Raw genomic sequence first — 25,229 nt, 5'->3', positions numbered from 1 at the left:
CAGAAGCCCGTAAGTTTCCATTCCAATAATGCTCCGCAGGACCGCGGGTCTTTAGCGTCGCCTGCCCGACGGACCACACGCATATCAATACTGGAGACATCTATGGCAACCGTTGGCGGACAAGTCTCGCACGCGCCGATGACCCGCGACGAAAAACGCGTGATCTTCGCGTCGTCGCTCGGCACCGTGTTCGAGTGGTACGACTTCTACCTGGCCGGCTCGCTCGCGGCCTTCATCAGCAAGAGCTTCTTTTCCGGCGTCAATCCCACGGCCGGCTTCATCTTCACACTGCTCGGCTTCGCAGCCGGCTTTGCCGTGCGCCCGTTCGGCGCGATCGTGTTCGGGCGCCTCGGCGACCTCGTGGGCCGCAAACACACGTTCCTCGTCACGATCGTCATCATGGGTCTCTCGACCTTCGTGGTCGGTTTCCTGCCCGGCTACGCCGCAATCGGCATTGCGTCGCCGGTGATCTTCATCGCCATGCGTCTGCTGCAGGGTCTCGCGCTCGGCGGCGAGTACGGCGGCGCCGCGACGTATGTCGCTGAACATTCGCCGCCCGGACGTCGCGGTTTCTACACCGCGTGGATCCAGACGACCGCCACGCTTGGCCTCTTCCTCTCGCTGCTCGTGATCCTCGGCGTGCGCACGTTCGTCGGCGAAGAGCAGTTCGCCGCATGGGCCTGGCGCATTCCGTTCGTCGCCTCGATCCTGCTGCTCGCCGTTTCGGTGTGGATCCGTCTGCAACTCGACGAATCGCCGGCGTTCAAGCGCATCAAGGCGGAAGGCAAGGTCTCGAAGGCGCCGATCAAAGAAGCGTTCGGCCAGTGGAAGAACCTCAAGGTCGTGCTGCTCGCCCTCTTCGGCCTCACGGCTGGCCAGGCCGTGGTCTGGTACACGGGCCAGTTCTACGCGCTCTTCTTCCTCACGCAAACGCTGAAGGTGGACGGCGCCAGCGCCAACATCCTGATCGCGCTGGCGCTGCTGATCGGCACGCCGTGCTTCCTGTTCTTCGGCGCGCTTTCGGACAAGATCGGCCGCAAGCCCATCATCATGGCTGGCTGCCTGATCGCGGCGCTCACCTACTTCCCGATCTTCAAGGCAATCACGCACTACGCGAACCCGGCGCTCGAAGCCGCGACGCAGCGCGCGCCGATCGTCGTGATCGCGAATCCGGCCGAATGCTCGTTCCAGTTCAACCCGGTTGGCACCTCGAAGTTCACGAGCTCGTGCGACATCGCCAAGAGCGCGCTCTCGAAGGCTGGCCTGAACTACGAGAACGTGGCCGCTCCGGCTGGCACGCTCGCGCAGATCAAGGTGGGCGACACGACCATCGACACGTTTGACGGCCGGGCGCCGGGCGCCAAGGAAGCCGGTGCGCTGTTCGAGAAGACGCTCGCGGCCACGCTGAAAGCGGCGGGCTATCCGCTCAAGGCCGACCCGGCGCAGCTCAACTGGCCGATGACCGTGGTGATGCTGACGATCCTCGTGATCTTCGTGACCATGGTGTACGGGCCGATCGCGGCGATGCTGGTGGAGATGTTCCCGACACGCATCCGCTACACCTCGATGTCGCTGCCCTATCACATCGGCAATGGCTGGTTCGGCGGCTTCCTGCCGGCGACCGCCTTCGCGATCGTGGCGGCGCGCGGCGATATCTACTCGGGCCTCTGGTATCCGATCATCATCGCGCTGGGCACCTTCGTGATCGGCATGCTGTTCGTGAAGGAAACCAAGGACTCGGATATCTACGCGCAGGATTGAGGCTGTGAACGCCGCCGGGCGGGGCTTCTCGCCCGGCGACTGCCTTCTCTGCAAAAAAGATGACGAAGGGGGTTGACAGCTTCGGGCCGAGTAGCGATAATTCTTTTCTTCGGCGAATTAGCTCAGCCGGTTAGAGCGACGGAATCATAATCCGCAGGTCCGGGGTTCGAATCCCTGATTCGCCACCAGTTGCAAAAGAAAGCCGCTGTCCCACAAGGACAGCGGCTTTTTTCTTTTCTCCGCCCAATCCCCCACCAATCCCCCCATCAAACCGCCGCCACGAGCTGTTGCGCGATCAACGCCGTGATGTGCTGCTTCTCGTGCTCCGCGCGCTCGAGCATCCCCACGCTGCGAAATTCCGTCTCGCCCGGCAAGGACAGCACGCGCAGGGCCTCATCGTGCGCCCAGTTGGCGTTGCGCAAGAGCGGCACGACAGTCACGCCCACACCTTGCCTCACCAGCGCCGCTACGCCTTCCAGTGAACTGAGTTCGAGAAACACGTTGACCTTGTAACGCCGCTTGCGCAAGGCACGGTCGATCAGGATGCCTGTTCGCTGCGTGCTGTCGAAGCGCAGGAACCGTTCGTTGCTCAGCAGTTGCGCTACCGAACCCGATTTCAGGCTCGCAGGCACCAGCGCGACAACAGGCTCGGTGTACAGCGGCGTCCAGCGCACACGCGCCAAGCGCCGCCCCGGCGTATCGACGAGCACGGCGCAATCGATCTCGCCCGCGTCGAGTTGCGCGGCGAGTTCGATCGACCTCGCCGTCACGATGCGGATCTCGAGACTCGGCCGCGCCGTCTTCAGTTTCGCCACGGCCTGAGCGAGCGCGCTCACGGCCGACTCCACCGCGCCGATCGTGACCGGCCCCGTCTGCGCTTCGACTCCCGCCGCCAGCATGCGCATCGCCTCGTACTGCGCGAGCATCGCCTGGGCATGCGGCAGCAGCGCCTTGCCCATGGCGTTGAGCACGACCGTGCGCCCTGCCCGGTCGAACAGCTGCTGGCCGAAGGTTTCCTCGAGCGAGCGCATCTGCATGCTGATCGCCGACTGGGTCAGCGACAGGTGCTCGGCGGCGAGCGCAAACGAGCCGTATCGGGCGATGGCGTCGAACGTGCGCAGCATTCGCAACGTACTCACGGGTTCATGTCCCCCAATTCATCAAAATTTCTGAAGTCGCATTTCAGAAAATATCACTTTTTTTTGATTGTCTGCGCAACCAGAATGATTCCACACGAAAGCCAGTCAGACCAACAACTGGAGGAGACGTCCGGATGGGGTTCTCAATTGAAACGGCCGGTGCAGCCACGCCGGCACACACCCAAAGCGCGGCGCGCCGTATCGACCTGCGTGTGATTGCGGTCGCAACCATCGGCAATGCGCTCGAGTGGTTCGACTTCACTGTGTTCACCTTCTTCGCAGCGGTGATCGCGAAGCAGTTCTTCCCGAGCGAGAATCCCACGGCCGCGCTGCTCGCAACGTGGACCACGTTCGGCGTCGGCTTCCTCACGCGCCCGCTCGGCGGCATCGTGCTCGGCAACTATGCGGACCGGCACGGCCGCAAGGCCGCCCTGCTCATCACGATCTTCGTGATGGCGCTCGGCGTGGCCGTCATCACGCTCGCGCCCACCTACGCGCAGATCGGCCTCGCGGCGCCGATTCTCATGCTCGTCGGGCGCTTTCTGCAGGGCTTTTCGGCGGGCGGCGAAGTGGGCAGCGCGACGGCGTTTCTGGTCGAGCACGCGCCTGTGGAACGCCGTGGCGTGTACGGCAGCTTCCAGATGATCGCGCAGGCCTGCGCCATGCTGCTTGGCGCGGCGGTGAGCGTCGCCATCACGCAGACGCTCACGGCCGAGCAGATCAGCGCGTTTGGCTGGCGCATCCCGTTCGCGATTGGCCTCCTCATCGTGCCCGTAGGGCTGTACGTGCGCTCACGCCTCGACGAGTCGCCGGTGTTCAGCGACGCGCGCCACGCGACGCGCCCGAAACGCTCGCCTTTTCTCGAATCGCTGGTTTCGCACTGGCGTCAGGTGCTCGCGGGCTTCGGCCTGACGATATACGGCACGATCGGCACGTACCTCTTCTACTACTACATGCCGAGCTATGCCACGCGCTCGCTCGGCGTGTCGTTCCAAAGCTCGGTGATCGCTTCGCTGTGCGCCGCGGTTGCGTATATCGTCGGCACGCTCGCTTCGGGCCGCATCTCGGACGCCGTTGGCCGCAAGAAGCCGATGGTGGCCTCGGCGGTGATCAGCCTGATCGTCGCGTATCCGCTCTTCCGGCTCGTGAGCGCCGTGCCCACGCTGCCTGTGCTGATCTTCGTGCAGTGCTGCCTGATGCTTTCGCTCGGCCTCTTTCAGGGCGCGTACTGCGCCTTCGTCTGCGAACTGTTTCCGGCGCGCGTGCGCGCCACGTCGCTCGCCATTGGCTACAACTTTGCGGTGATGATCTTCGGCGGCTTCGCCGGCGCGATCGCCACGCTGCTGATCGGCTGGACCGGCGACAAGCTCTCGGTCGTCTACTACGGCCTCTTCGGCGCAGCCGTTGGCCTCATCACCCTGCTCTTGCTGAAAGACCGCTCGCGCCAGCCTTTGCTATAGGCAGCGCATTCACCATCCATCGCGCAGCCGTCCCGCGTACGGCTCGCACGCATCATCACCGAAACGAAGGGAGTCTCATGACCATCATCGCCGAAATCGCCGCAGCCGAAGCCGAACTGCAGGCCATTCGCCGCGACATCCACGCCCACCCCGAATTGCGCTACGAAGAAGATCGCACGTCCGCGCTCGTCGCCGAACGGCTCGAATCGTGGGGCATCGAGGTCACGCGCGGTCTCGGCAAGACCGGCGTCGTCGGCGTGCTGCGCAACGGCACCGGCACGAAAACCATTGGCCTGCGCGCGGACATGGACGCGCTGCCGATCCAGGAGCTCAACACGTTCGCGCACGCATCGAAGCACGCGGGCAAGATGCACGCGTGCGGGCACGACGGCCACACCGCGATGCTGCTCGGCGCGGCACAGCATCTGTCGCAGCATCGCCATTTCGACGGCACCGTGGTGTTCATTTTCCAGCCCGCCGAGGAAGGCGGCGGCGGCGCGAAGGCCATGCTCGAAGACGGCCTCTTCGAGAAGTTTCCCGTCGATGCGGTGTTCGCCCTGCACAACTGGCCGGGCCTCGCTGCAGGCAGCTTCGGCGCACGCGTGGGCGCGACCCAGGCGTCGAGCAACGAGTTTCGCATCGTCGTGAAGGGAACGGGCGCGCACGCCGCCATTCCGCAAGACGGCATCGACCCTGTACTGACCGCCATGCAGATCGGCACGGGCCTGCAAAGCATCATGACGCGCAACAAGCGCCCGATCGACGCCGCCGTGCTCTCGATCACGCAGATGCAGGCTGGCGAGGCCGTCAACGTGATTCCCGACACGGCGACGCTGGCCGGCACGGTGCGCACGTTCTCGCTCGAGGTACTCGATCTGATCGAGAAGCGCATGCGCGAGTTCTCGGAGGCGACGGCGGCCGCTTACGGTTGCACGGTGGAGTTTTCGTTCCACCGCAACTATCCGCCGACGGTCAACACCGAGGCCGAGACGCACTTCGCGCTCGACGTCATGAAGGAAGTCGTCGGGGCGAACCATGTGGTGCGCAATATCGACCCGACCATGGGCGCGGAGGACTTTTCGTTCTTCCTGCTCGAGCGCCCGGGCTGCTACGCGTATATCGGCAATGGCACCGGCGACCATCGCGCGCATGGCCACGGCCTCGGCCCGTGCATGCTGCACAACACGAGCTACGATTTCAACGACGACGTGCTCACGCTGGGATCGACGTACTGGGTGCGCCTCGTCGAGGCCTTCCTCACGAAATAAGCGCTCATGCCTTCCCTGTTCTCCACCACCTACAGCGAGGCGCGCGCCCGGTTCATGGGCGCCGCCGCCTCACGCGGCCTGGCGCTCGCGAGCCACGTCATCCCTGAAATGGAGGGACGCGAAGGCGAGGCGCTCGCAACCGACGTCGTCCGGCTCGGCCCCGCGAACGCGAAGCGCCTGCTCGTGCTGACGTCCGGCACGCATGGCGTCGAAGGGTTTTGCGGGAGCGCGGCGCAAACGGCCTTGCTCGGCGATGCCGCGCTGCAGGCGCGCCTCACCGCGCTCGGCGTGGCGGTGTTCGTCGTGCATGCGATCAACCCGTATGGCTTCTCGTGGCTCTCGCGCACGAACGAGGACAACGTCGACCTCAATCGCAACAGCATCGATTTCACGCGTGCGGTGCCGTACAACGAGGATTATGAGGCGCTGCACACGCTGCTGGTGCCTGCGCAATGGCCGCCTTCGGACAGCAACGCCGAGGCAATCGCGAGCTACATTGCGAGCCACGGCGAACCGGCCTATCAACGCGCGCTGACAACCGGCCAGTACCATCATGCCGACGGCCTTTTCTATGGCGGCGAGCGGCACGTATGGAGCACCCGCCTGCTGCAGACGCTGCTCGCGCAACACGCGGGCCAGTGCGAGCAGATCGGCTGGATCGACTTTCATACCGGCCTCGGTCCGGCCGGACATGGCGAGAAGATCTGCGTGGGCCGCATCGATGTGGCGGAACTGCAGCGTGCGCGTGCCTGGTGGGGCGCCGACGTGGCAAGCCCGCTCGACGGCTCGACGATCGCGTCGAACGTGGGAGGCCCGATTCTCGACACGCTGCGCACGACCTGCCCGCGCGCGCAGACAACGGCGATCGCGATCGAGTTCGGCACCGTGCCGCTAGTGCCGATGTTGAATATGTTGCGCGCCGATGTGTGGGTGCGCCGCCATCCGGACGCGCCGGAAGCCGCAGGCATTCGCGAGCAGATCCGCGCGGCGTTCTGCTTCGATGACCCGCTCTGGCAAGGGCAGATTCTCGGGCAGTCGCGCGCGGCCATCCTGCAAGGGGTGCTCGGCCTTTCGCGGATGCCTGTCGGCGGGCGTTAACTGCCGCTAACGGCCGCTATATCGTCTTAGCGAGTTTCGAGCGCCACTGCGGCGCTCATCGCACGCGCTTGCGCTCGCGCTTCGTTTCGTACATCGAACGATCGGCGTATTCGATCAGCGCCGTCATCTCGGTGCCGTCTTCGGGCAGGATGGCCACGCCTACGCTCACACCGAGATCGATGCGGTTCCCTTCGAACTCGAATGGCTCGCCCACCGTGTCCACAAGCCGGCGGCTGTATGCCTCCGCATCCCCGCGCCCCGCGATGCCGGGCAAGATCACTGCGAATTCGTCGCCGCCCACGCGCGCGGCCGTGTCCACGCGGCGGCTGTGGCGAGCGATGCGCGTCGCGGTCTCCCGGATCGCCGCGTCGCCGGCGCGATGGCCGTAGCAGTCGTTGATCGGCTTGAGGCCATCCATGTCGAGATTGAGCACGCCGAGTCCGCCCGACGAACGCACGGCGAGATCCACCGACTGACGCAAGCGATCGTAGAAGAGCGCGCGATTAGGCAGCCCTGTGAGCGCGTCGTGCGTTGCACGCAAATAAAGCTCGCTCGTCTCGTGCCGCGCGGCATGGAACATGGCCGCGGCGATGAGCTCGGACATCAGCGAGAGCGTGCGGATGTCCTCGTCGTTGAAAGCATTCACTTCCGCATGCGTGACTTTCAAAACGCCAACGGTCGTCTCGAGGTGCTTGAGCGGCGTGACGATCATCGAGCGCAGGCCGGCGCGGCGGCAGGCTTCGCGATCCACGCGCGGGTCGGTTTCGGCGTCGTCGCAGCGCAGGATCTCGCCCTCGCGCACGCACATGCCCGACAGGCTCGTCTCGCGTGCAAGGCGCAAACCGAGCAGGTTCGCGACGCTGCCCGAAGCCGCGCGGTACACCATGTCCTCGCCTTCGGCGAGTTCGACGACGGCACCGTGCGCACCTGTGAGCTGCTCGGTGCGCTCGGCCACGTAGGCCATCACGCCGCCGAGATCGAGCCCGAGCTTCGCGATGTCCGACTGCGCCTTGATGATTTCCAGCAGGGTTGCGTTGTCCAGTTGCGTGTCTTTCGCTTCGTTGTTCTTCATCGCTTGACCGTTAGCCGTGCCTTTGACTTGCTGACGGCGCTGAAAGCCGAAGCGCCGTTGGATCGTGCTAAAGCATAGCAAACGTTGTTAATTGCGCCAGCGCAAACGTTTCACATCTTCGATTCGCGGCGCCTTGCTGCAATTCGTTGCGGGCGCATCCACTCAGCCTTCGATACGCTCGCGCGTCACGCGCAACAGCGCCGCCATCGCGCGGCTCGCCGCAAGCGCGTCGCGCTGCGCGATCGCGTCGTATACGAGCGTGTGGTCGGGCAGCGCCGCGTTGAACACGTCGGCGCGCTTCGCATTCACGCGCAACTGGCCTTCGAGCGTGCGCTCGATCAGCGTGCCGAGCGGCACCAGCAATTCGTTGCGGCACGCCCCCAGCACCGCAAGGTGAAAGCGCAGGTCCGCGCGCACCCATTCGTCCACATTGCGCGCCTCGGCCATGGCTTCGTGCGCGGCGGCGATCGACGCCAGCGCATCGGCATCGTGCGCGCTCGCGGCCAGCCCGGCCGCGAATGGCTCGATCATTTCGCGCATTTCCTGGAGCTTGAGCGCGAACGCGAGCGGCGGCGCCACGCGCGCGTACCAGTCGAGCACGTCGGCATCGAGCAGGTTCCATGCGGCGCGCTCGCGCACGCGCGTGCCCACTTTCGGCCGCGACTCCACGAGCCCTTTGGACGTGAGCGTGCGCAACGCCTCGCGCAGCACCGTGCGGCTCACGTCGAAGCGCGCCATGAGCTCAGCCTCGCGCGGCAGGACCGCGCCGGGCGCGTGGTCGCCGCGCAGGATCGCGCTGCCGAGTTCGAAGGCCACCGTGCCGTGCAGATCGCGCTGAATGGCTGTTCTCCTGGATATTGGGAATCGACACGAAATAATACTATTAATAGCACTTTAAGGCGAATTTTGCAGTAGCATGTGCTCCGAGACGCGCCGGGCATCCGTCCGTGCCGTGCGCCCTATCTGGAGACACCGCATGAAAATCACCAAGCTCGAAACCTTCGTCGTCCCGCCGCGCTGGCTCTTTCTGAAGATCGAAACGGACGAGGGGATCGTCGGCTGGGGTGAGCCGATCGTCGAAGGCCGCGCGCACACGGTCGCTGCCGCTGTCGATGAACTCGCCGACTATCTGATCGGCAAAGACCCGCTGTTGATCGAGGACCACTGGCAGGTGATGTATCGCGCGGGCTTCTATCGCGGTGGCCCGATCTCGATGAGCGCCATCGCGGGTGTCGATCAGGCGCTCTGGGACATCAAGGGCAAGCATCATGGCGTGCCCGTTCACGCGCTGCTCGGCGGCCAGGTGCGCGACAAGATCAAGGTGTATTCGTGGATTGGCGGCGACCGTCCGAGCGACGTCGCCAACAACGCGCGCGCCGTGGTCGAGCGCGGCTTCAAGGCCGTGAAGATGAACGGCTCTGAAGAGCTGCAGATCATCGACACGTTCGACAAGGTGCAAGGCGTCATCAACAACGTCGCGGCCGTGCGCGAGGCCGTGGGCCCGAACGTCGGCATTGGCGTGGACTTCCATGGCCGCGTGCACAAGCCCATGGCCAAGGTGCTCGCCAAGGAACTCGATCCGTTCAAGCTCATGTTCATCGAAGAGCCGGTGCTCTCCGAAAACGTCGAGGCGCTGCGCGACATCGTCAACCAGACCAGCACGCCGATCGCGCTGGGCGAGCGTCTCTATTCGCGCTGGGATTTCAAGCACATTCTCGCGGGCGGTTACGTCGACATCATCCAGCCCGACGCTTCGCACGCGGGCGGCATTACCGAATGCCGCAAGATCGCCGCCATGGCCGAAGCCTATGACGTCGCGCTCGCGCTGCACTGCCCGCTCGGCCCGATCGCGCTCGCCACCTGTCTGCAGATCGACGCGGTGAGCTACAACGCGTTCATCCAGGAGCAAAGCCTCGGCATTCACTACAACAAGGGCAACGACCTGCTCGACTACATCAGGAATCCCGAAGTCTTCAAGTACGAAGACGGCTTCGTTTCGATTCCGCAAGGCCCGGGTCTTGGCATCGACGTGAACGAGGAGAAGGTGCGCGAGATGGCGAAGACCGGTCACCGCTGGCGCAATCCGGTGTGGCGTCACGAGGATGGCAGCGTCGCCGAATGGTGATGCGAGGATGAACGTCAAATGCGCGGCACGCAACGTAACGTGATGCGCTTAACGCCGCACGTTTCGGCGGCGTAACATTTCGCGCGGCTTTGCGCGCTTGGGCGCGCAGGCTAGTGAATCGCGCGAGCGGCTTATGTCGTTTGCGCACACAGCCAGTTCATGGAAAGCCGCGCCGCTCAAGGCGCGGCCATCATCGCGTGCTTACGCCGCCAGCGAACGCCACTCGCTGGCCTGCTCCTTGCAGATTCCTTTGCAACCCAAACTTGGTATTGCAAAGGTTTCCATGGACGCGTCACTACCCGACTATCTCATTCGCGAACAGGCCGCCGTCGGCGCACTCGTCGCCTTCGGCTTCATGCGCGTGCTCGCTGGCGCCATTGCCTTCATGCGCGGCTGGCGCATAGGCTGGGTGGAGTACGCCGCGATCGGCGCAGCAGCGCTGTGGTGCGCGCCGCAACTGTTCGCGCTGATCGCGAACCCAACGTCTGCGGCCGCGCTCGCGGACCTCGAAGGCAACGCCATAGGCTGCGCCATCGCCCTCTTCTTCGCACCGATCCTCAGTCACCGGCTCGGCTACGAGTAAGTTCCAGCGCAGCCCAATGCGCGACGTTTCAGCCCTGCAACACGTAGCCCGGCACGGTGTGCGCAAGTGCGGCGGCAGTCACCAGTACGCCGATCATCACGATCGCTTCGAGATGGATCACGTTGACGAAGCGTCGCGCCGCCGCTGTCGACGCTGCGCGCCGCAGCTCCGGCATCGCGACGAGCCGGTTGAAGCCGCCCATCGCGAGCGCGAGCACGACGAGCGCAGTCTTGAGCAGCAGCACTCGGCCCCACTCGCTGTTCATGATGGCGTCGAGCGAGCCGCCGCTGCCGCGCAGGGTGTTGAATACGCCAGTCGCGATCACGAAGCCCACCGCGAAGAACGCCACGTTCGAGACCTGGCCCGCCGTGCGGATCAACACGCCGCGCGCCGTCGACGCGCCGAGTGCCGGCAGGACAGCCAGGCCGCCCGCCATGACAATGCCGCTCCACGCGCTGGCGCTCAGCACATGCAACGTATGAAGGCCGAGCGCCGCGGAGGCGAAGCCCGCATCGGCGGCATGCCCAAGCCCCGCGCGCCCCGCGGCGATGGCGACGAGCGCGAGCCACAGCACGCCGTCACGCGCCACGCTCGAGGCCGCGAACGCGCAGCCGAGCAGCACGAGCGCGCCCGCGAAAGCCACGGACCACGCGTGGCCGACATGCGTTTGCGAAAGCACCGTGCCGACCACGCCGAACGCGCTCGGCAACGGCTCGCCGCTGACCGACGCGCTTTCGTAAAGCATCCACATGATGAGCGCCGCGACGAGCACGACCGCCGATGCGCGCAGCGAGCGTTGCGCACGCAGCCATGCAAGGCGCGCGGGCGCGACGGCCGTGCGGCCGTCCTTGTCGAGCCACGCGCCATAGAACGCCGAGCCGAGCGCGAAGGCGTAAGCAATGTTGACAATGGCCGCCATAGCGACCTGCCCGATCCAGAGCCAGTCAGCTTTCATCGGACCTCGCCCTCCCGCGTGTTGCGGGTCGCGCGGACTTCGCGCGAAGTGGATCGGTCGGCTTGATGCAACGCTTGATGCAACGATAGGGAAAGTGCAATTGGAGTCATCGAGACAAGTGGCAAGGAAACAACATGAAAACAGCAACGGCAGGACACCGACGCAGCACATCGCAACGCTACGCACGCCCGCAAGCGTGCCTCGTTCGATAGCCGCCGCACCAATCCGTTCAATGCGGCTTTAGCACCGGTTCGAAGCCGGTTCAACGCGGATTCCATGCGCGAGCATCGAGTCCGCGCTCGCGACGGAATGCGGCTGCCGCATGCGCCCGGCATGAACTCGTACACGAACCCAGCAGCGAGCGGCTCGGCGAGTGTGGCGCGGGTGCGGGACAACCCCGTGTCACCGATCGGCGAACAGGTGCAGAATCATAACCGGCGCCGCCGCGACGATCGGCCGCAAGCAGGTCGCGATGTCGCCACGAAGGTGTCGGAGGGCTCTTGTGGCGCATGCGGCAAATGGTCACTATAAGTTCCCGATGCTAGAATCTGCTGCGTCGCCGCAGCGCGCCCGGTCTTCTGCTTTCATCGCGCGCAGCCTGGAAGCCGGGCCGTTCGAAGCCTGGTCAGGTCCACGATAAAGATGGAGTTACGCGTGTCCCCAAGACGTATCTTCCGACCGCTCATTCCGCTCGTCGCGCCTCTGGCAGCAGCACTTTTGCTCGGGTCGACCAGCGTTCTCAGCGCTGCCTATGCCCAGACGGCGGCCTCGGCCCCGCAGCCCAGCGCCCCCGACACGATTGCCTCGCGCGTGCAAGGCTGCACCGCGTGCCACGGCTCGCACGGGCAGGGTACCGACAACGACTACTTCCCGCGTCTCGCGGGCAAACCGGCCGAGTACCTGTTCAACCAGCTAATGAACTTTCGCGAGGGTCGCCGCAAGTACCCTCCGATGAATTATCTGGTCACCTATCTCTCCGACGACTACCTGCACGAGATCGCGACGTTCTTCTCGCAGCAGCGGCCGCCCTACCCGGCGCCCGCGAAGCCTTCGGTCGGCAGCGACACGCTCGCGCGCGGCCAGCAGATCGTGCTGCACGGCGACCCGGCCAAGCAGGTGCCCGCCTGCGCGGCCTGCCACGGCGCAAAGCTCACCGGCATGGAGCCGGCCATTCCGGGTCTGGTCGGTCTGCATATGGACTACATCAGCGCGCAGATCGGCGCCTGGCGCTCGGGCTCGCGGCATGCGAAGGCGCCCGACTGCATGCATACGATCGCCACACGCCTCACCGACGAGGACGTGAACGCGGTCGCGGCCTGGCTCTCGACGCAGAGCGCGCCGCAGAACCCCGTGCCGGCGCCGGCTGGCTCACTCAAGACGCCGCTTGCCTGCGGCAGCGAACCGCAATAAGGCGCCGGGGGAGACAGCCAATATGAACCGCAAGTCCCTGTTCGCACTTTCCGCCGTCGTCGTGGCCGCTGCGGCGGCCCTCGTGCCCGTGCTCTGGTCGGGCACCCACTATCTGCAAAATGGCGCAGCGCTTGCCGCGACGCCCGTCGATCAGGCCGATCTCATCAAGAAGGGCGAGTATCTCGCGCGCGCCGGCGACTGTATCGCCTGCCACACCGTGCGCGGCGGCCAGATGTTCGCGGGCGGCCTGCCGATGGCTACGCCCTTCGGCACGCTCTACACGCCCAACATCACGCCCGACGACCAGTACGGCATCGGCAAGTGGAGCGCCGACGACTTCTATCGCGCCATGCACACGGGCCGCTCGAAAGACGGCAGCCTGCTCTACCCGGCGTTCCCGTTCGCGAGCTACACCAAAGTCACGCGCGCCGACGCCGACGCGATCTTCGCGTATCTGCGCTCGGTCCCGCCGGTCAACGTGCCTAGCCGTCCGCACGAGCTCAAGTTCCCGTTCAACAACCGCAACCTGCTGATCGGCTGGCGCACGCTGTTCTTCCGCGAAGGCGAATACAAGCCCGACCCGACCAAGTCGGTCGAATGGAACCGTGGCGCGTATCTCGTCGAAGGCCTCGGCCACTGCGGCATGTGCCACACGTCCATCAACGCGGTGGGCGGCCCGGTCAATTCGGCGGCCTTCGCGGGCGGCCTGATCCCGCTGCAGAACTGGTACGCGCCGTCGCTCACGGGCAGTGAAGGCGGCCTCGGCGACTGGGACATCAAGGACATCGCGAGCCTGCTGAAGACCGGCGTTTCCCAGCGCGGCGCCGTGTTCGGCCCGATGGCGGACGTGATCCACAACAGCCTGCAATACCTCTCGGACGACGATATCCATGCGATGGCCTCGTATCTGAAGACCATCCCGCAGAAGAAGGAAGCGCCCGAAACGATGCAGATGGAGACTTCGGAAGCGTTCGGTGGCGAACTCTTGCAGCAAGGTCAGAAGATCTACCATGACCAGTGTGCAAAGTGCCACGCGGAGAATGGTCTCGGCATGCCGCCGAACTTCCCGCCGCTGGCGAACAATCAGTCGATCCAGATGCATTCGGCCGTGAATCCGATCCGCATGGTGCTCAACGGCGGCTATCCGCCGAGCACGGGGGGCAACCCGCGCCCGTACGGCATGCCGCCGTTCGCGCAGTCGCTCTCGAACCAGGAGGTGGCGGCCGTGGTGACCTTCATCCGCATGTCCTGGGGCAACAAGGGCACGCCGGTCTCCCCGCAGCAGGTTGCCGACCTGCGGTCGTCTCCGCTCGACTGACGCACTGTCGATCAGAGTTAGCGCTTCAGCGCTTACTCTGGTCCCATGCAGAGCAGCCCACCGCCGTAAGGGCTTCAGCCCTTACGGCGGTCCCACGCAAGTGGTTACTGTTATAGTGGCGGTTGCCTGATAAGGGCGCAGTCCGCGAAAGCGCGGGCTGCGCCCTTCGCTATTTGGCGCCGGGCCGTGTGGTGAAAACGGTTCCGTGGCCCGTCAGGCCGGGTTTTGAACGCTGCGCTCGAGCACGGCGCCGTACGGGGTGGAACCCTGTTCCAACGGTGCGCGTTGCGCTCAAGAAGAACAAGGAGTGGTCGTCATGCACGCCGGTGAGCGCCTGAACAGCATTACTCACCTCGTGGGCGCGATGTTGTCGGTAGCGGGGCTCGTCTCGCTCGTGACGCTCGCGGCGCTGGATCACGACGCGTATAAGGTCGTGAGCTTTGCGGTATACGGGGCGATGTTGTGCGCGCTGTACACGATCTCGACGCTGTATCACGGCGTGCGCGGCATTCGTCTGAAGGCGGTGCTGCAAAAGTGCGACCACGCGGCGATCTATCTGCTCATCGCGGGAAGCTATACTCCGTTCACGCTTGTGACGCTGCGCGGGCCTTGGGGCTGGTCGCTCTTCGGCGTGAGCTGGGGGCTCGCGGCGCTTGGCATCGTGCAGGAACTCACGCTCGGGCGGCGCACGAGAGTGCTTTCGATGGTGCTCTACGTGGTGATGGGCTGGCTCGCGGTGGTGGCGGTTCGGCCGCTCGTCGAGGCTTTGCCGGCCGCGGGCACGGCGTGGTTGCTGGCCGGCGGCGTCATATACAGCGTCGGCATTTATTTTTTCGTCAATGACGAGCGCATCCGGCACGGACATGGAATCTGGCATCTGTTCGTGCTCGCCGGGAGCGTCTGTCAATTCGTGAGCGTCGCGCGCTACGTCGCGTGACGCGTCAATGCGAAGGCATCGCACGGCCGCCGCAGTGTCCGCGGCCGCACGATGCAACTTAACGCCAGACGACGTGTCTTCTTAGACCCGTCCGTTCCATGAAGAAAAAACGCGGCGCGCGCACTGGCGCGCCGTCCGAACAACGCGAAGAAGCGGCAACGCCTGGCGCATGTGAACCCGGCAACACCGCTTTGGCTGCGCAGCGCGCCCTCGGGCCGCGAAGCGACGCCCGCGCTACTGCAATACAACAGGTGTTTATGTCTTTCGATTCTCTCGGCTTGTCCGAACCGCTGGTCCGCGCAGTCAACGAACTTGGGTACAGCACGCCCACGCCGATCCAGGCGCAAGCGATTCCCGCCGTGCTCGGCGGCGGCGATCTGCTCGCCGGCGCGCAAACCGGCACCGGCAAGACCGCCGGCTTCACGCTGCCGATCCTGCAACGCTTGACGGACATGCCGCCGGCTGCGAACGGAAAGCGCGTGGTGCGCGCGCTGATCCTTACGCCCACGCGTGAGCTGGCTGCGCAGGTCGAAGAGAGCGTGCGCGCCTACGGCAAGTATCTGAAGCTCAAGTCCACGGTGATGTTCGGCGGCGTGGGCATCAATCCGCAAATCGACGCCCTGAAGCGCGGCGTGGATATCGTGGTCGCGACGCCGGGGCGTCTGCTCGATCACATGCAGCAAAAGACGATCGACCTTTCGCAGCTCGAGATTCTTGTGCTCGACGAAGCCGACCGCATGCTCGACATGGGCTTCATCCACGACATCAAGCGCGTGCTCGCGAAGCTCCCGCCCAAGCGCCAGAACCTGCTCTTCTCGGCCACCTTCGCCGACGAGATCAAGGCGCTCGCCGACAGCCTGCTCGACTCGCCCGCGCTCATCGAAGTCGCGCGCCGCAACACCACGGCCGAAACCGTGGCGCAGAAGATCTATCCCGTCGACCGCGACCGCAAGCGCGACCTGCTCACCCACCTGATCCGCCAGCACAACTGGTTTCAGGTGCTCGTGTTCACGCGCACCAAGCACGGCGCGAACCGCCTCGCCGAGCAGCTCACGAAGGACGGCATCAGCGCGCTCGCGATTCACGGCAACAAGAGCCAGTCGGCACGCACGCGCGCTTTGAGCGAGTTCAAGGACGGCACGCTCCAGGTGCTCGTCGCCACGGACATCGCCGCGCGCGGCATCGATATCGACCAGCTTCCGCACGTCGTCAACTACGATCTGCCGAACGTGCCCGAGGACTACGTGCACCGCATCGGCCGCACGGGCCGCGCGGGCGCGACGGGCGAAGCCGTGTCGCTCGTGTGCGTGGACGAGCATCAGTTGCTCAAGGACATCGAAAAGCTGATCAAGCGTGCAGTGCCCCAAGAGGTCATTCCGGGCTTCGAGCCGGACCCGAACGCAAAGCCTGAGCCGATCCAGCGCCGCAGCCAGCCGCAAGGCCGCTCGCCGCGCCAGGGGCAAGGCCAGGGCCGCGGTGCGTCGAATGGCGCAAATGCCGCGAACGGCGGACGGCCCGCGCAGGCGCGCGAATCGCGTGAGCCGCGCGGTGGTAATCGCGAAGGCGGCCGCGAAGGCAACCGTGAAGGCAACCGTGACGGTGGCCGTGAAAACAACCGCGCGCATGCAGCCAACGGCGGCGGCAACAACGGCCAGCGCCCAGCCAAGCCGGCATCGAATGGCGGCGGCGTGCGCACCGCCAAGCCCGTGAAACAGCAAGGCGCGAATCACGGCGCACAAGGCGCGCGCGGCGAGCATACGCGTCGCGAAAGCCAGCGCGGCGTTTCGCACGAAAGCGCGCTGGGCCGCCCGCAACAACGCAAGCCGCAGGGCAACCCGGGCGCGCTGCTCGGTGGCCGCCCCGGCGGCAATTCGCGCCGCGACGGCAACGGCCAGCGCGATCGCTGATCTTCGCGTCCAGCAACGAAAAAGCCCGCTCTAGCAGCGGGCTTTTTGCTTTCACGCGCGAACGTCTTAGCGGAAGAAGACGTGTTCCGTGATCTTCGCGAGCGGATAGTGCACGCCCGGCCGGATCTTCGCGGGCAGATTGAGCGGCTTGAGCAGCATCTTCACGCACATGTCGGCGGAAAGATTGTGGCGCACCAGCTTGTTCACGCGCGCGGTGAGTTCGCGGCTATAGGCTTCGTCGCGCACGCGGTCGGGGTAGCGGCCCGCGTACACGTGGCGCAGCGCGATCGCGGAATCCTCGTTCCTGATTTCCATCACGCGGCGCATGAGCGCGCCGAGCACGGCGAGACGCCCGTGCCCGTCTATCTGGTTGTACTTCTTGAAATACCTGAAAAAGTGCTTGTAGTGGCGCACTTCGTCGCTGCGAATGTTGTCGGTGATTTCCTTGAGCACGGGCTCGTCCGAATACTCGCCAATCGCACGGTAGAGCGTGGCGGTGCCGGTTTCGACCACGCAGCGCGCGACCATTTCGAGCGCGCGCGTTTTCTCGAACTCCTCGAACGAACAGGTCTTCGAATACTCTTCGATGAAGGTTGCATACGCCGCGTCCCAATCGAACTCGGGCCACACGTACTGGATGTACGTCTTGAGCGCACGCCCATGTTGAAGCTCCTCGGGCTCCCATTCGCGGTTGAGCCACTCGGAGACTTCCGGGTCGCCTTTGAAGAACACGTTCAGGTTACTGGTGTAAAGGTCGGAACCGCTTTCGATGAAAGACGAGGCGGCGAGGAGCAGCATCAGGTCTTCGTTGGCGGCGGCACGTTGACGGTCGATACGTGTGAGATCGATGTCTTCGATGCGCCAGGGCATCTCATGGCGAGGCTCGTTTTCGTTACGCATTGTGTCCTACTCCCGAAGCGGTATCTTCGCTCACGACGCGCAGCGCGAAGCCGGAAGCCCCGAGGCCCGGCGGGCGGCGCCAGTCACGCGCGGCGAACATTACCGGCCATCCCTAATTCAATCTTAGCCGTAGTTTCGCGTAGCTGCAGTCACACAGCACAGACCGGGCCCGACCCTCACAGTTCCGGGAATGGACGACTTCTCCTCATTACGTCATGTGACGCGCATTGGCCGCGACTGACCGGGACTGGCCGCGGCGCAAACGGAATACCCACTGGAAATACCGGCCCGCGATGCATGGCGGATCGAGGCGGATTCGCCCGCGGCGTGCCGCGGTGCAGTACGAACTTCAAGTGATTTCGCGAATCAGGACGGCTCGTGCCACCGCTGCAAGCGGGTTCGAATGTCAAAGGGAATATTTTTGGGGCGTGGTTTGTACAACGCAGCGGCGTTGACTACACTCCAGTTCCCCGAGGTAGATCCCGGGCTGGATGCCGTTTGGGCCGCGCACAGGCTGCCCGGGCGGCCGGTCCCTCCGGCCAGACGATTCTCCCCGGTCGCAGGCTTTCGCTCACACCACCGCATTCCTGTCGCTGCGCCGCCCTGCGGGCTGCAACCGGCGACCTCTGATGCGGCAACACGGAGAGAACGATGCTGAGTCCGCATGAATTCGCCACCCTGCTGCTAGTACAGGACGCCCCCAACCAGCTCGACATGGAACGAGAAGAACTGGACGCCTTGCTCGAACGACAGCTCGTCCAACTGGAGCGCCTTGCATCCGGCCTTCAGCAATGGCGACTAACCGAAATCGGCGACTCTGCGTTGCGCGCCATCAAACGGTGTTCGTAGCCTGATCCGGCGGGCCCGGTGCCCGCCCAGCCACAGGCTCCATTGCCCTCTATCGATTTGCGCGGACGTATGGATCGTCCGCCAGCCCGGCTTGTCGGGCACGTCCCCGATGCAGGCGCACGGCAGTAGACGTACGCGCCTGCAGTGCATGGTCACGCGGACCCGCGCGCTTCATGCCCGCGTGACCATTTTTTTGCGCCTTGGCACGCCCTCCCGCACGGCGCGCGTTGTTTCGCGCGACGCGTGCTTCCATGCACGCGCGAACGCACACGCCCTGCCACGCCTCTATCCGCCTACCCCGCTCGCAGCGTGGGGTCTACCGCCGAGCGCCAGCTCAGCGCCTGCGCGCGCTGCGTATTGAGGAAGTTCACCCACTCGCCCCGCGCCTGAGCGTCGCCGCTCTTGCCGAGCGTGGTGTATTGCTGCGCGAGTTGAGCCTGGAAGCCGCAAAACTGCTCTTGGGGCAGCCTGCCGCGCCGATTGGCGACCCAGGCGTCGAACATGGCCGCGTAGACGCCCGGCGCATACGCGCCGAAATCGACCGCCTGGCCGCCGCACATCTGCTGCAAGGCGGCCAGCGACGGCGCGCGCCCGCCGCCTTCCGGGCCCGGCGGCGCGCCCACGCACCCCGCGAGCAGCACGGCCGCACCGATCATTGCAATTGCACGCATGATTGCCTCGTTATCGTTTTCGACGGGTTGGAACGACTGCATTCCGACTCGGCTATTCTCGCACCGCGCCGTGCACCGCGAGTGCGCTGCGTCCAAAAAGCAAAAGCACGTATGATTGGGGGTTTCCACCTTCCCGCCTGCCTGGCTCGGGCGCGCGCATCGGCCCTGGCCGCGCGTTACCCGGCCTCTCGTTTCACGCATGATCGACCATCTCATCTGCGACTGTGACGGCGTGCTCGTCGACAGCGAAGTCATTGCCGACCGCGTTCTCTTCGACACGCTCAGCAGCACCTTTCCCGGCATCGATTTTCACGCCGCCGTGAACGCGGCTTTCGGCCAGCAGACCTCGCGCTTTCTCGCCGATGTGGCCGCCCGCTTCGACCTCACGATGCCCGAGGACTTTCTCGAGACGATCGAACATCGCTGCGAAGCGGCCATTGCCGAGTCGGTGTGCCCGATCAACGGCGTGCGCGACGCCTTGCGCCAGGTGACGCTACCCGCCGCCGTCGTGTCGAACAGCCGGCTCACGCGCGTGCACGCTTCGGTGCGGCGCGCCGGGCTCGACACGATCTTCGGCGAGCGCATCTTCAGCGCCGAGCAGGTCGCGCGGCCCAAGCCTTATCCGGATGTGTACCTGCACGCGGCGAAGCAGCTCGGCGTGGAGCCGGCGCGCTGCGTCGTCGTCGAGGACAGCATTTCGGGTTTGAACGCCGCGCGCGCGGCGGGCATGAAGACGATCGCGTTCGTCGGCGCGAGCCACATTCCTTCGGGCTACACCGACGTGCTGCGCGAGATGGGCATCACGCGCATCATGGCGCACATGGAAGAATTGCCGGCGCTCGTCGAGGCGGGCGTGCGCGGCGAATTCGGCGACGTGCAGTCTTGAGGCGGCGCGTGCGCAGACCGCACGAGCCTTAAAGAAAGCGAGACTCGGCGCCTGTCGGCGCCGCGTTTCTCATCTCGCTACTTCAGCGACCCTTAGGCCGGTTCGGCGCAGCGCTCGCGCGCCACAGCGATCGATTCACGGAACGCCACCAGCTCGGCAATCGTGAGCATCGGCAGGTTGTGCAGCTTCGCGAAGTCGTCGACCTGCTTGCCGCGCGCCATCGTGCCGTCGGGGTTCATCAGCTCACACAGCACGCCGGCTGGCGCGAGGCCCGCGAGCACCGCCAGATCGACGGTGCCTTCGGTATGGCCGCGACGCGCCAGCACGCCGCCGCGCTGCGCGCGCAGCGGGAAGACGTGGCCGGGACGCACGATATCGTCAGGCTTCGCGTTTGGAGCGATCGCAGCGCGGATCGTCGTCACGCGGTCGGCGGCCGAAACGCCCGTGCTGACGCCGTCGCGCGCTTCGATCGAGACCGTGAATGCGGTGCGGTTGCGGCTTTCGTTGTGGGCCACCATCGGCGGCAGTTCGAGCGCGCGCACTTTCTCGTCGGAGAGGCACAGGCAGACAATGCCGCTGCATTCGCGGATGAAAAGCGCCATCGTTTCGGGCGTCAGGCGTTCGGCGGCGACGATCAGGTCGGCTTCGTCCTCGCGGTCGTGGTCGTCTTGCAGCACGACCGGGCGGCCTTCGCGCATGGCTTGCAACGCGGCGGCAATGCGCGGCGGCACCGGCTCGGAATCGATGAACGGGAGATCGGCGGCGGCGTCGAGCGGCGCGCCTTGGGATGCAGCGAGAGTAGTACTGGACATGTGAAACGCTCCTCGCGAGAGTTAGGCGAAAAACGTTTCAGGGCATTGCAAACAGACAGGAATCCCCGGCACGCGTCATTCGGCAGGCACGCGCCACGCCCCAAAAAATGGGGACGCACGCGCATCGGCCGAAACACCGCGGCGGATGGGCAAACATGACCATCTGCACATCTTCTTCCATCCGGACTATGACCGTCGGCTCTGGCTTCACACCAGATCTGCTGACCCTGCGCATCACATCATGAAGCTCGCGCAGGCGCTCGCGGGCTCGTCGGCGTTGCCTTTCGGCGCGGCCGGCATACCGCCGGTGGGGAATTTCGCCCCGCCCTGAAGACGCACTGATTACCGGATTAACCGGCGGGCAAAGGATACAACAAGCTGCAAAACCGTGCAGCGCGAAAAAGCACGACTAGACAATGTGCTCGAAACGCGTTTTGTGCGACGCCGCATCGCCGCCAGCCGGCGCGGCGGGCACGTCCCAGCGCGGCGGCGTCTCGGCGTTGAGCGTCACGCGAAACACGCGCGCCTCGGTGTCGCCCGGGTTGCGCAGGCTGTGCGGCTGGTCGGCGTCGAAAAGAATCGCGTCGCCGGTGGCGAGCAGCTGGCGCCGATCGTGCACGCTCACTTCGAGCGTGCCCTCGCTCACCACGAGGTTCACCGTCGTGCCGGGCGGGCGGCGCACGCCGGGCTCGGTGTGCAGCGGCGCAATGCGCAACTCGTGAAACTCGGCTGCGGCGGGCTCCCCTTCCGGATAGAGCGCGCGCGCCGAATAGCGGCCGTCGGCGGACACGACGCGCGACGCGCGCTCGGCAGGCAAATGCTCGAAGCCGTTCACCGCATGCCGCCGCAGGAACGCCGAGACCGAAACCTTGAGCGCCGCCGCCACCTTGCAGAGCACCTTGATCGACGGCACGCTGCGCGCCGACTCGACCTGCGCGAGCATCGCCCGCGAGACACCCGAGGCGCGGGCGAGCGCATCGAGCGATAGCTGGCGTTCGGCACGCAGGCGGGCGAGGTTCACGCCGACGAGATGCTCGAGCGCCTCGTAAGATCCTTCGGTGTGCGCAATATTGGGCTGTGCTTCGCGCACGAGCGCGAGGGGTGAATGCATGGCTGCCTCCAGGCGCGCCGCGTCATTGCGGCGCAAGAGCATGAATGGAGGCAAGACTAGCATCACGATTTGCCGCGCCCAACGAAGTTATCTTCACACTGTTATCAGCATTGCAGAGCGCCAATCCGGGATTGCTTTCGCGCCCTGCGCATAAGGCGCATTACCTTTGCGCATTGCCCTCGCGAGCGCTCACGTATTTTGCTGCTGAGGCACACTCGCATGGCGCACCGGCGCGTTGCGCGTATCGAGCCGCGCCGCCGCCCATGTCAGCACGAGCGCCGCCACCGAAACGGCCGCGGCCACCCACGGCAGCGAGTCGAGCGCCACGCCGTGCGCGATGGCGAGACCGCCCATCCATGCGCCCATTGCGTTACCGACGTTGAATGCGCCGATGTTCAGCGTAGAAGCGAGATTCGGCGCCGCCGCAGCCTTCGCGACCACGCGCATCTGCAAGGGCGGCACGGTCGCGAACGCAGCGATGCCCCACACGAACACCGTGATCGCGGCAGGCCACATGGCGTGGCTCGTCTTCGTGAAGACGGCCATGACCACGGCGAGCATCACGAGAATGCCCATGAGCGAAGGCATCAGCGCGCGGTCAGCGAGCTTGCCGCCGAGCGTGTTGCCCAGCGTGAGCCCCACGCCGAACAGCACGAGCATCAGCGTCACGCCGCGCGGCGAGAAGCCGCCGACCTGTTCGAGAATCGGCGCGATGTAGGTGAACACGACGAACACGCCGCCAAAGCCCAGCACCGTCATGCCGAGCGCGAGCCACACCTGCGGGTCGCGCAGCACGCGCACTTCGTGGCCGAGACCCGCGGGGCCGCTGTCGTGATGGTTGGGAACCAGGGCGGTCACGCCGATCAGCGAAATCACGCCAAAGCCGCTCACGATCCAGAACGCCACGCGCCAGCCGAACTGCTGTCCAATGGCCGTGCCGAACGGCACGCCCAGCACGGTGGCAAGCGTGAGCCCGGTGAACATCAGCGCGATGGCGCTCGCCCGCTTTTCCTGCGGCACGAGCGAAGCCGCCACCACGGCGCCGATGCCGAAGAACGAGCCGTGCGCAAACGAAGCGACCACGCGCGCGACCATCAGCAGCGAGTAGTTCGACGCGACGGCGCACATCACGTTGCCGACGATGAACACGCCCATCAGCAGTTGCAGCGCGAGCTTGCGAGGCATGCGGCTCGTGAGCGCGGCGAGCAGCGGCGCACCGGCGGCCACGCCGAGTGCATAGCCGGTCACGAGCAGGCCCGCGGCGGGAATCGTCACGTGCAGATCGCGCGCGACGTCGGGCAACAGGCCCATGATGAGGAACTCGGTGGTGCCGATGGCAAAGGCGCTGATGGCCAGCGCGAGCAAGGGGATAGGCATCGAAATCTCCAAAAATCAGCCGGAATTCAAATTGGCTTCAGGGCAAATCAGGCAACGGCTAGACCGCCGCGTCAGCGGGCATCGACGTCACGAACTCGACGACCACGCCCGGCGCGAGCGCCACGAAAAGCTGCACTTCCGCGCTCGCGGGCACCTCGGCCACCTGGTAAGGCACGCGGTGCGCGGCAAGCCGCTCGACGAGCGCGCGCCACTCAGCAGCGGACGCCAAACGAAACGCCACGTGATCGATGCGCGGCGCCACGAGCGCAGACGACTCGCCGGCCAAGCTCGCGGGCACGGTCGCATCGACCAGATGGATGACCGCGCGGCCGTTCGCGTAGAGCCAGTGACCGTTCACGCGAAACGGCGGACGCGGGCCGTCGTCGAGGCCGACGATGTCGCGAAAGAAGCGGCATGTGCCTTCGAGGTCGGGCGTGACGAGGGTGACGTGATCGAGTTGCATGGCGTGCGGGCCGGGGCGGTTGTCCTGAAAACACGCGCATTGTCGCGGCTACGCTCAAATTTGATAATTGGCGTAGCATTTGAATCATTTTCAATCGCTTTCTAATAATCGCGCGATGGACAATCTCGGTGACGTGCGCCTTTTCGTGGAAGCCGCCCGCCTCGGCAGCCTTTCCGCGGCCGGGCGCAAGCTCGGCCTCACGCCCGCAGCGGCCAGCGCCCGGCTCGCGCGGCTCGAAGCGGAGCTGCATGCGCGGCTGTTCGACCGCACCACCCGCCAGCTGCGCCTCACCGACGAAGGCCGTATCTACCTCACCTGCAGCGAGCACGCGCTGCGCTCGCTCGACGACGCCAAGGCGGCCTTGCAGGAGGGCCAGAACGCGGTGCGCGGCAAGGTGCGCATTTCGGCGACCTCGGATTTCGGCCGCAACCTGCTGATGACCTGGCTCGACGAATTCCGCGCCCTGTACCCCGACGTGCGTTTCGCGCTGATGCTGACCGACTCGCTCTCGAACCTTGTGCTCGAAGACATCGACCTCGCGATTCGTTTCGGCACGCCGCAGGACAGCTCGCTCGTCGCGCGCTGGCTCGCGCCGAACCGCCGCGTGCTGTGCGCCTCGCCCGCCTACCTCGCGCGCTGCGGCGAGCCGAGTGAGCCGAACGATCTGGCCCGTTTCGACTGCATCGTGATCGGCTCGGCGGCGGGGCCGGTGAACGAATGGCGCTTCACGCGCGGCGACGAAACGCAAACCTACACGGTGCCGCTCGACGGCGCGCTCGAATCCACCGATGGCGAAGTGGCGCGCCAGTGGGCGCTGTGCGGCTACGGACTGGCGGTAAAGTCGATCTGGGATGTCGCCGACGACCTGCGCGCCGGGCGGCTCAAGACGGTGATGCCCGAGTGGCGCTACCCCGACGCGCCGCTGCACGCGCTCTATCACCGCAACCGTTTTCTCGCGCCGCGCGTGCGGGTGTTGCTCGACTTCCTCACCGAGCGTTTCGCGCAGACTTCGGGCGAACTGGAGGCGCTGGTGCCCTGCACCGATCCAGCCGTTGCGACGCAAAGCCGAAGGCGCAAACGGATATAATGTTGGATTGCGCAGAAAGCGATCCGCAGCCGCAACCGCA

The 25,229-nt window shown here is 65.5% G+C and carries 23 protein-coding genes, 1 tRNA gene and 1 riboswitch; of the genes, 14 read left to right on the top strand and 10 right to left on the bottom strand.

Features of this window, described 5'->3' with window-relative positions:
* Nucleotides 1-102 precede the first annotated feature (102 nt).
* Both U5A57_RS21730 and U5A57_RS21725 read left to right on the top strand, forming a co-directional pair.
* Nucleotides 103-1,761 carry an MFS transporter gene (locus U5A57_RS21730; RefSeq protein ID WP_321913726.1) on the top strand — a complete coding sequence of 553 codons (1,659 nt, stop codon included), beginning with the start codon at nucleotides 103-105 and terminating at the stop codon, nucleotides 1,759-1,761.
* Between the two features lie 111 nt (nucleotides 1,762-1,872).
* A tRNA-Met gene (locus tag U5A57_RS21725) sits at nucleotides 1,873-1,949 on the top strand.
* A gap of 78 nt (nucleotides 1,950-2,027) precedes the next feature.
* Here the strand turns inward: U5A57_RS21725 and U5A57_RS21720 are convergent.
* Nucleotides 2,028-2,900, bottom strand: a complete 873-nt coding sequence (locus tag U5A57_RS21720) for a LysR family transcriptional regulator (protein ID WP_321913725.1) — start codon at nucleotides 2,898-2,900, stop codon at nucleotides 2,028-2,030.
* A 134-nt stretch (nucleotides 2,901-3,034) separates the two neighbouring features.
* On the opposite strand from U5A57_RS21720, the gene U5A57_RS21715 reads away from it, so the two are divergent.
* From U5A57_RS21715 to U5A57_RS21705, 3 genes are all read left to right on the top strand, one after another.
* Nucleotides 3,035-4,360, top strand: coding sequence for an MFS transporter (locus U5A57_RS21715; RefSeq protein WP_321913724.1), 1,326 nt, complete (start codon nucleotides 3,035-3,037; stop codon nucleotides 4,358-4,360).
* 77 nt (nucleotides 4,361-4,437) lie between these two features.
* The gene (locus U5A57_RS21710; RefSeq protein WP_321913723.1) at nucleotides 4,438-5,628 is read left to right on the top strand and encodes a M20 aminoacylase family protein; all 1,191 of its coding nucleotides are present in this window, start codon (nucleotides 4,438-4,440) and stop codon (nucleotides 5,626-5,628) included.
* Nucleotides 5,629-5,634: 6 nt separating this feature from the next.
* Nucleotides 5,635-6,726 (top strand): M14 family metallopeptidase, encoded by a 1,092-nt coding sequence (locus tag U5A57_RS21705; RefSeq protein ID WP_321913722.1) that lies wholly within the window; start codon nucleotides 5,635-5,637, stop codon nucleotides 6,724-6,726.
* Between the two features lie 55 nt (nucleotides 6,727-6,781).
* Here the strand turns inward: U5A57_RS21705 and U5A57_RS21700 are convergent, their stop codons facing one another.
* Both U5A57_RS21700 and U5A57_RS21695 read right to left on the bottom strand, forming a co-directional pair.
* Entirely contained in the window at nucleotides 6,782-7,798 is a 1,017-nt protein-coding gene (locus tag U5A57_RS21700; protein WP_321913721.1) for a sensor domain-containing diguanylate cyclase, read from the bottom strand.
* A 162-nt stretch (nucleotides 7,799-7,960) separates the two neighbouring features.
* Entirely contained in the window at nucleotides 7,961-8,674 is a 714-nt protein-coding gene (locus tag U5A57_RS21695) for a FadR/GntR family transcriptional regulator (RefSeq protein WP_321913828.1), read from the bottom strand.
* Between the two features lie 100 nt (nucleotides 8,675-8,774).
* On the opposite strand from U5A57_RS21695, the gene dgoD reads away from it, so the two are divergent.
* Together dgoD and U5A57_RS21685 are read left to right on the top strand one after the other, a co-directional pair.
* On the top strand, nucleotides 8,775-9,923 hold the full coding sequence (gene dgoD, locus U5A57_RS21690; RefSeq protein ID WP_158758581.1) for a galactonate dehydratase: 1,149 nt from the start codon (nucleotides 8,775-8,777) through the stop codon (nucleotides 9,921-9,923).
* Between the two features lie 283 nt (nucleotides 9,924-10,206).
* Nucleotides 10,207-10,506 carry a hypothetical protein gene (locus U5A57_RS21685; protein ID WP_321913720.1) on the top strand — a complete coding sequence of 100 codons (300 nt, stop codon included), beginning with the start codon at nucleotides 10,207-10,209 and terminating at the stop codon, nucleotides 10,504-10,506.
* A 28-nt stretch (nucleotides 10,507-10,534) separates the two neighbouring features.
* Here the strand turns inward: U5A57_RS21685 and U5A57_RS21680 are convergent, their stop codons facing one another.
* Nucleotides 10,535-11,461 (bottom strand): copper resistance D family protein, encoded by a 927-nt coding sequence (locus tag U5A57_RS21680; RefSeq protein WP_321913719.1) that lies wholly within the window; start codon nucleotides 11,459-11,461, stop codon nucleotides 10,535-10,537.
* 642 nt (nucleotides 11,462-12,103) lie between these two features.
* Between U5A57_RS21680 and U5A57_RS21675 the strand changes: the two genes are divergently transcribed.
* From U5A57_RS21675 to U5A57_RS21660, 4 genes are all read left to right on the top strand, one after another.
* A complete protein-coding gene (locus U5A57_RS21675; protein WP_321913718.1) occupies nucleotides 12,104-12,871 on the top strand; it encodes a c-type cytochrome in 768 nt (255 codons plus the stop codon).
* A gap of 22 nt (nucleotides 12,872-12,893) precedes the next feature.
* The gene (locus U5A57_RS21670) at nucleotides 12,894-14,189 is read left to right on the top strand and encodes a cytochrome c (protein WP_321913717.1); all 1,296 of its coding nucleotides are present in this window, start codon (nucleotides 12,894-12,896) and stop codon (nucleotides 14,187-14,189) included.
* 316 nt (nucleotides 14,190-14,505) lie between these two features.
* Entirely contained in the window at nucleotides 14,506-15,126 is a 621-nt protein-coding gene (gene trhA, locus U5A57_RS21665; RefSeq protein ID WP_321913716.1) for a PAQR family membrane homeostasis protein TrhA, read from the top strand.
* Between the two features lie 257 nt (nucleotides 15,127-15,383).
* On the top strand, nucleotides 15,384-17,033 hold the full coding sequence (locus tag U5A57_RS21660) for a DEAD/DEAH box helicase (RefSeq protein WP_321913715.1): 1,650 nt from the start codon (nucleotides 15,384-15,386) through the stop codon (nucleotides 17,031-17,033).
* Between the two features lie 66 nt (nucleotides 17,034-17,099).
* On the opposite strand, the gene U5A57_RS21655 is transcribed toward U5A57_RS21660, so the two are convergent.
* Nucleotides 17,100-17,933 carry a ferritin-like domain-containing protein gene (locus U5A57_RS21655; RefSeq protein WP_415765317.1) on the bottom strand — a complete coding sequence of 278 codons (834 nt, stop codon included), beginning with the start codon at nucleotides 17,931-17,933 and terminating at the stop codon, nucleotides 17,100-17,102.
* 651 nt (nucleotides 17,934-18,584) lie between these two features.
* On the opposite strand from U5A57_RS21655, the gene U5A57_RS21650 reads away from it, so the two are divergent.
* Nucleotides 18,585-18,782, top strand: a complete 198-nt coding sequence (locus U5A57_RS21650) for a hypothetical protein (RefSeq protein ID WP_028205977.1) — start codon at nucleotides 18,585-18,587, stop codon at nucleotides 18,780-18,782.
* Between the two features lie 293 nt (nucleotides 18,783-19,075).
* On the opposite strand, the gene U5A57_RS21645 is transcribed toward U5A57_RS21650, so the two are convergent.
* Entirely contained in the window at nucleotides 19,076-19,453 is a 378-nt protein-coding gene (locus U5A57_RS21645) for a hypothetical protein (protein ID WP_321913714.1), read from the bottom strand.
* A gap of 199 nt (nucleotides 19,454-19,652) precedes the next feature.
* On the opposite strand from U5A57_RS21645, the gene U5A57_RS21640 reads away from it, so the two are divergent.
* The gene (locus U5A57_RS21640; protein ID WP_321913713.1) at nucleotides 19,653-20,339 is read left to right on the top strand and encodes an HAD family hydrolase; all 687 of its coding nucleotides are present in this window, start codon (nucleotides 19,653-19,655) and stop codon (nucleotides 20,337-20,339) included.
* Nucleotides 20,340-20,431: 92 nt separating this feature from the next.
* Here U5A57_RS21640 and ribB read toward each other — a convergent pair whose 3' ends face one another.
* The 4 genes from ribB to U5A57_RS21620 form a co-directional block, all read right to left on the bottom strand.
* Nucleotides 20,432-21,151: a 3,4-dihydroxy-2-butanone-4-phosphate synthase gene (gene ribB, locus U5A57_RS21635; RefSeq protein WP_321913712.1), complete on the bottom strand. Its 720-nt coding sequence runs from the start codon at nucleotides 21,149-21,151 to the stop codon at nucleotides 20,432-20,434.
* 165 nt (nucleotides 21,152-21,316) lie between these two features.
* A riboswitch (FMN riboswitch) is annotated at nucleotides 21,317-21,490 on the bottom strand.
* A 70-nt stretch (nucleotides 21,491-21,560) separates the two neighbouring features.
* Nucleotides 21,561-22,262, bottom strand: coding sequence for an XRE family transcriptional regulator (locus tag U5A57_RS21630; protein ID WP_321913711.1), 702 nt, complete (start codon nucleotides 22,260-22,262; stop codon nucleotides 21,561-21,563).
* Nucleotides 22,263-22,451: 189 nt separating this feature from the next.
* Nucleotides 22,452-23,639 carry an MFS transporter gene (locus tag U5A57_RS21625; protein ID WP_321913710.1) on the bottom strand — a complete coding sequence of 396 codons (1,188 nt, stop codon included), beginning with the start codon at nucleotides 23,637-23,639 and terminating at the stop codon, nucleotides 22,452-22,454.
* 58 nt (nucleotides 23,640-23,697) lie between these two features.
* Nucleotides 23,698-24,102, bottom strand: a complete 405-nt coding sequence (locus U5A57_RS21620; RefSeq protein WP_321913709.1) for a VOC family protein — start codon at nucleotides 24,100-24,102, stop codon at nucleotides 23,698-23,700.
* Between the two features lie 115 nt (nucleotides 24,103-24,217).
* Between U5A57_RS21620 and U5A57_RS21615 the strand changes: the two genes are divergently transcribed.
* Entirely contained in the window at nucleotides 24,218-25,189 is a 972-nt protein-coding gene (locus U5A57_RS21615; protein ID WP_321913826.1) for a LysR family transcriptional regulator, read from the top strand.
* Nucleotides 25,190-25,229 lie beyond the last annotated feature (40 nt).

The sequence above is a fragment of the Paraburkholderia sp. J11-2 genome (assembly GCF_905220185.1).
GTDB lineage: Bacteria > Pseudomonadota > Gammaproteobacteria > Burkholderiales > Burkholderiaceae > Paraburkholderia.
The sequence above is the reverse complement of the archived record's forward strand: the minus strand, read 5'-3'. Positions and strand labels throughout refer to the sequence as shown.

Excerpts from the sequence above, each read along its gene's own strand:
- U5A57_RS21730 (WP_321913726.1), top strand. The coding sequence starts at position 103 with ATGGCAACCGTTGGCGGACAAGTCTCGCACGCGCCGATGACCCGCGAC.
- U5A57_RS21715 (WP_321913724.1), top strand. The coding sequence starts at position 3,035 with ATGGGGTTCTCAATTGAAACGGCCGGTGCAGCCACGCCGGCACACACC.
- U5A57_RS21710 (WP_321913723.1), top strand. The coding sequence starts at position 4,438 with ATGACCATCATCGCCGAAATCGCCGCAGCCGAAGCCGAACTGCAGGCC.
- U5A57_RS21705 (WP_321913722.1), top strand. The coding sequence starts at position 5,635 with ATGCCTTCCCTGTTCTCCACCACCTACAGCGAGGCGCGCGCCCGGTTC.
- U5A57_RS21700 (WP_321913721.1), bottom strand. The coding sequence starts at position 7,798 with ATGAAGAACAACGAAGCGAAAGACACGCAACTGGACAACGCAACCCTG.
- dgoD (WP_158758581.1), top strand. The coding sequence starts at position 8,775 with ATGAAAATCACCAAGCTCGAAACCTTCGTCGTCCCGCCGCGCTGGCTC.
- U5A57_RS21685 (WP_321913720.1), top strand. The coding sequence starts at position 10,207 with ATGGACGCGTCACTACCCGACTATCTCATTCGCGAACAGGCCGCCGTC.
- U5A57_RS21680 (WP_321913719.1), bottom strand. The coding sequence starts at position 11,461 with ATGAAAGCTGACTGGCTCTGGATCGGGCAGGTCGCTATGGCGGCCATT.
- U5A57_RS21675 (WP_321913718.1), top strand. The coding sequence starts at position 12,104 with ATGGAGTTACGCGTGTCCCCAAGACGTATCTTCCGACCGCTCATTCCG.
- U5A57_RS21670 (WP_321913717.1), top strand. The coding sequence starts at position 12,894 with ATGAACCGCAAGTCCCTGTTCGCACTTTCCGCCGTCGTCGTGGCCGCT.
- trhA (WP_321913716.1), top strand. The coding sequence starts at position 14,506 with ATGCACGCCGGTGAGCGCCTGAACAGCATTACTCACCTCGTGGGCGCG.
- U5A57_RS21660 (WP_321913715.1), top strand. The coding sequence starts at position 15,384 with ATGTCTTTCGATTCTCTCGGCTTGTCCGAACCGCTGGTCCGCGCAGTC.
- U5A57_RS21655 (WP_415765317.1), bottom strand. The coding sequence starts at position 17,933 with ATGCGTAACGAAAACGAGCCTCGCCATGAGATGCCCTGGCGCATCGAA.
- U5A57_RS21650 (WP_028205977.1), top strand. The coding sequence starts at position 18,585 with ATGCTGAGTCCGCATGAATTCGCCACCCTGCTGCTAGTACAGGACGCC.
- U5A57_RS21645 (WP_321913714.1), bottom strand. The coding sequence starts at position 19,453 with ATGCGTGCAATTGCAATGATCGGTGCGGCCGTGCTGCTCGCGGGGTGC.
- U5A57_RS21640 (WP_321913713.1), top strand. The coding sequence starts at position 19,653 with ATGATCGACCATCTCATCTGCGACTGTGACGGCGTGCTCGTCGACAGC.
- ribB (WP_321913712.1), bottom strand. The coding sequence starts at position 21,151 with ATGTCCAGTACTACTCTCGCTGCATCCCAAGGCGCGCCGCTCGACGCC.
- U5A57_RS21630 (WP_321913711.1), bottom strand. The coding sequence starts at position 22,262 with ATGCATTCACCCCTCGCGCTCGTGCGCGAAGCACAGCCCAATATTGCG.
- U5A57_RS21625 (WP_321913710.1), bottom strand. The coding sequence starts at position 23,639 with ATGCCTATCCCCTTGCTCGCGCTGGCCATCAGCGCCTTTGCCATCGGC.
- U5A57_RS21620 (WP_321913709.1), bottom strand. The coding sequence starts at position 24,102 with ATGCAACTCGATCACGTCACCCTCGTCACGCCCGACCTCGAAGGCACA.
- U5A57_RS21615 (WP_321913826.1), top strand. The coding sequence starts at position 24,218 with ATGGACAATCTCGGTGACGTGCGCCTTTTCGTGGAAGCCGCCCGCCTC.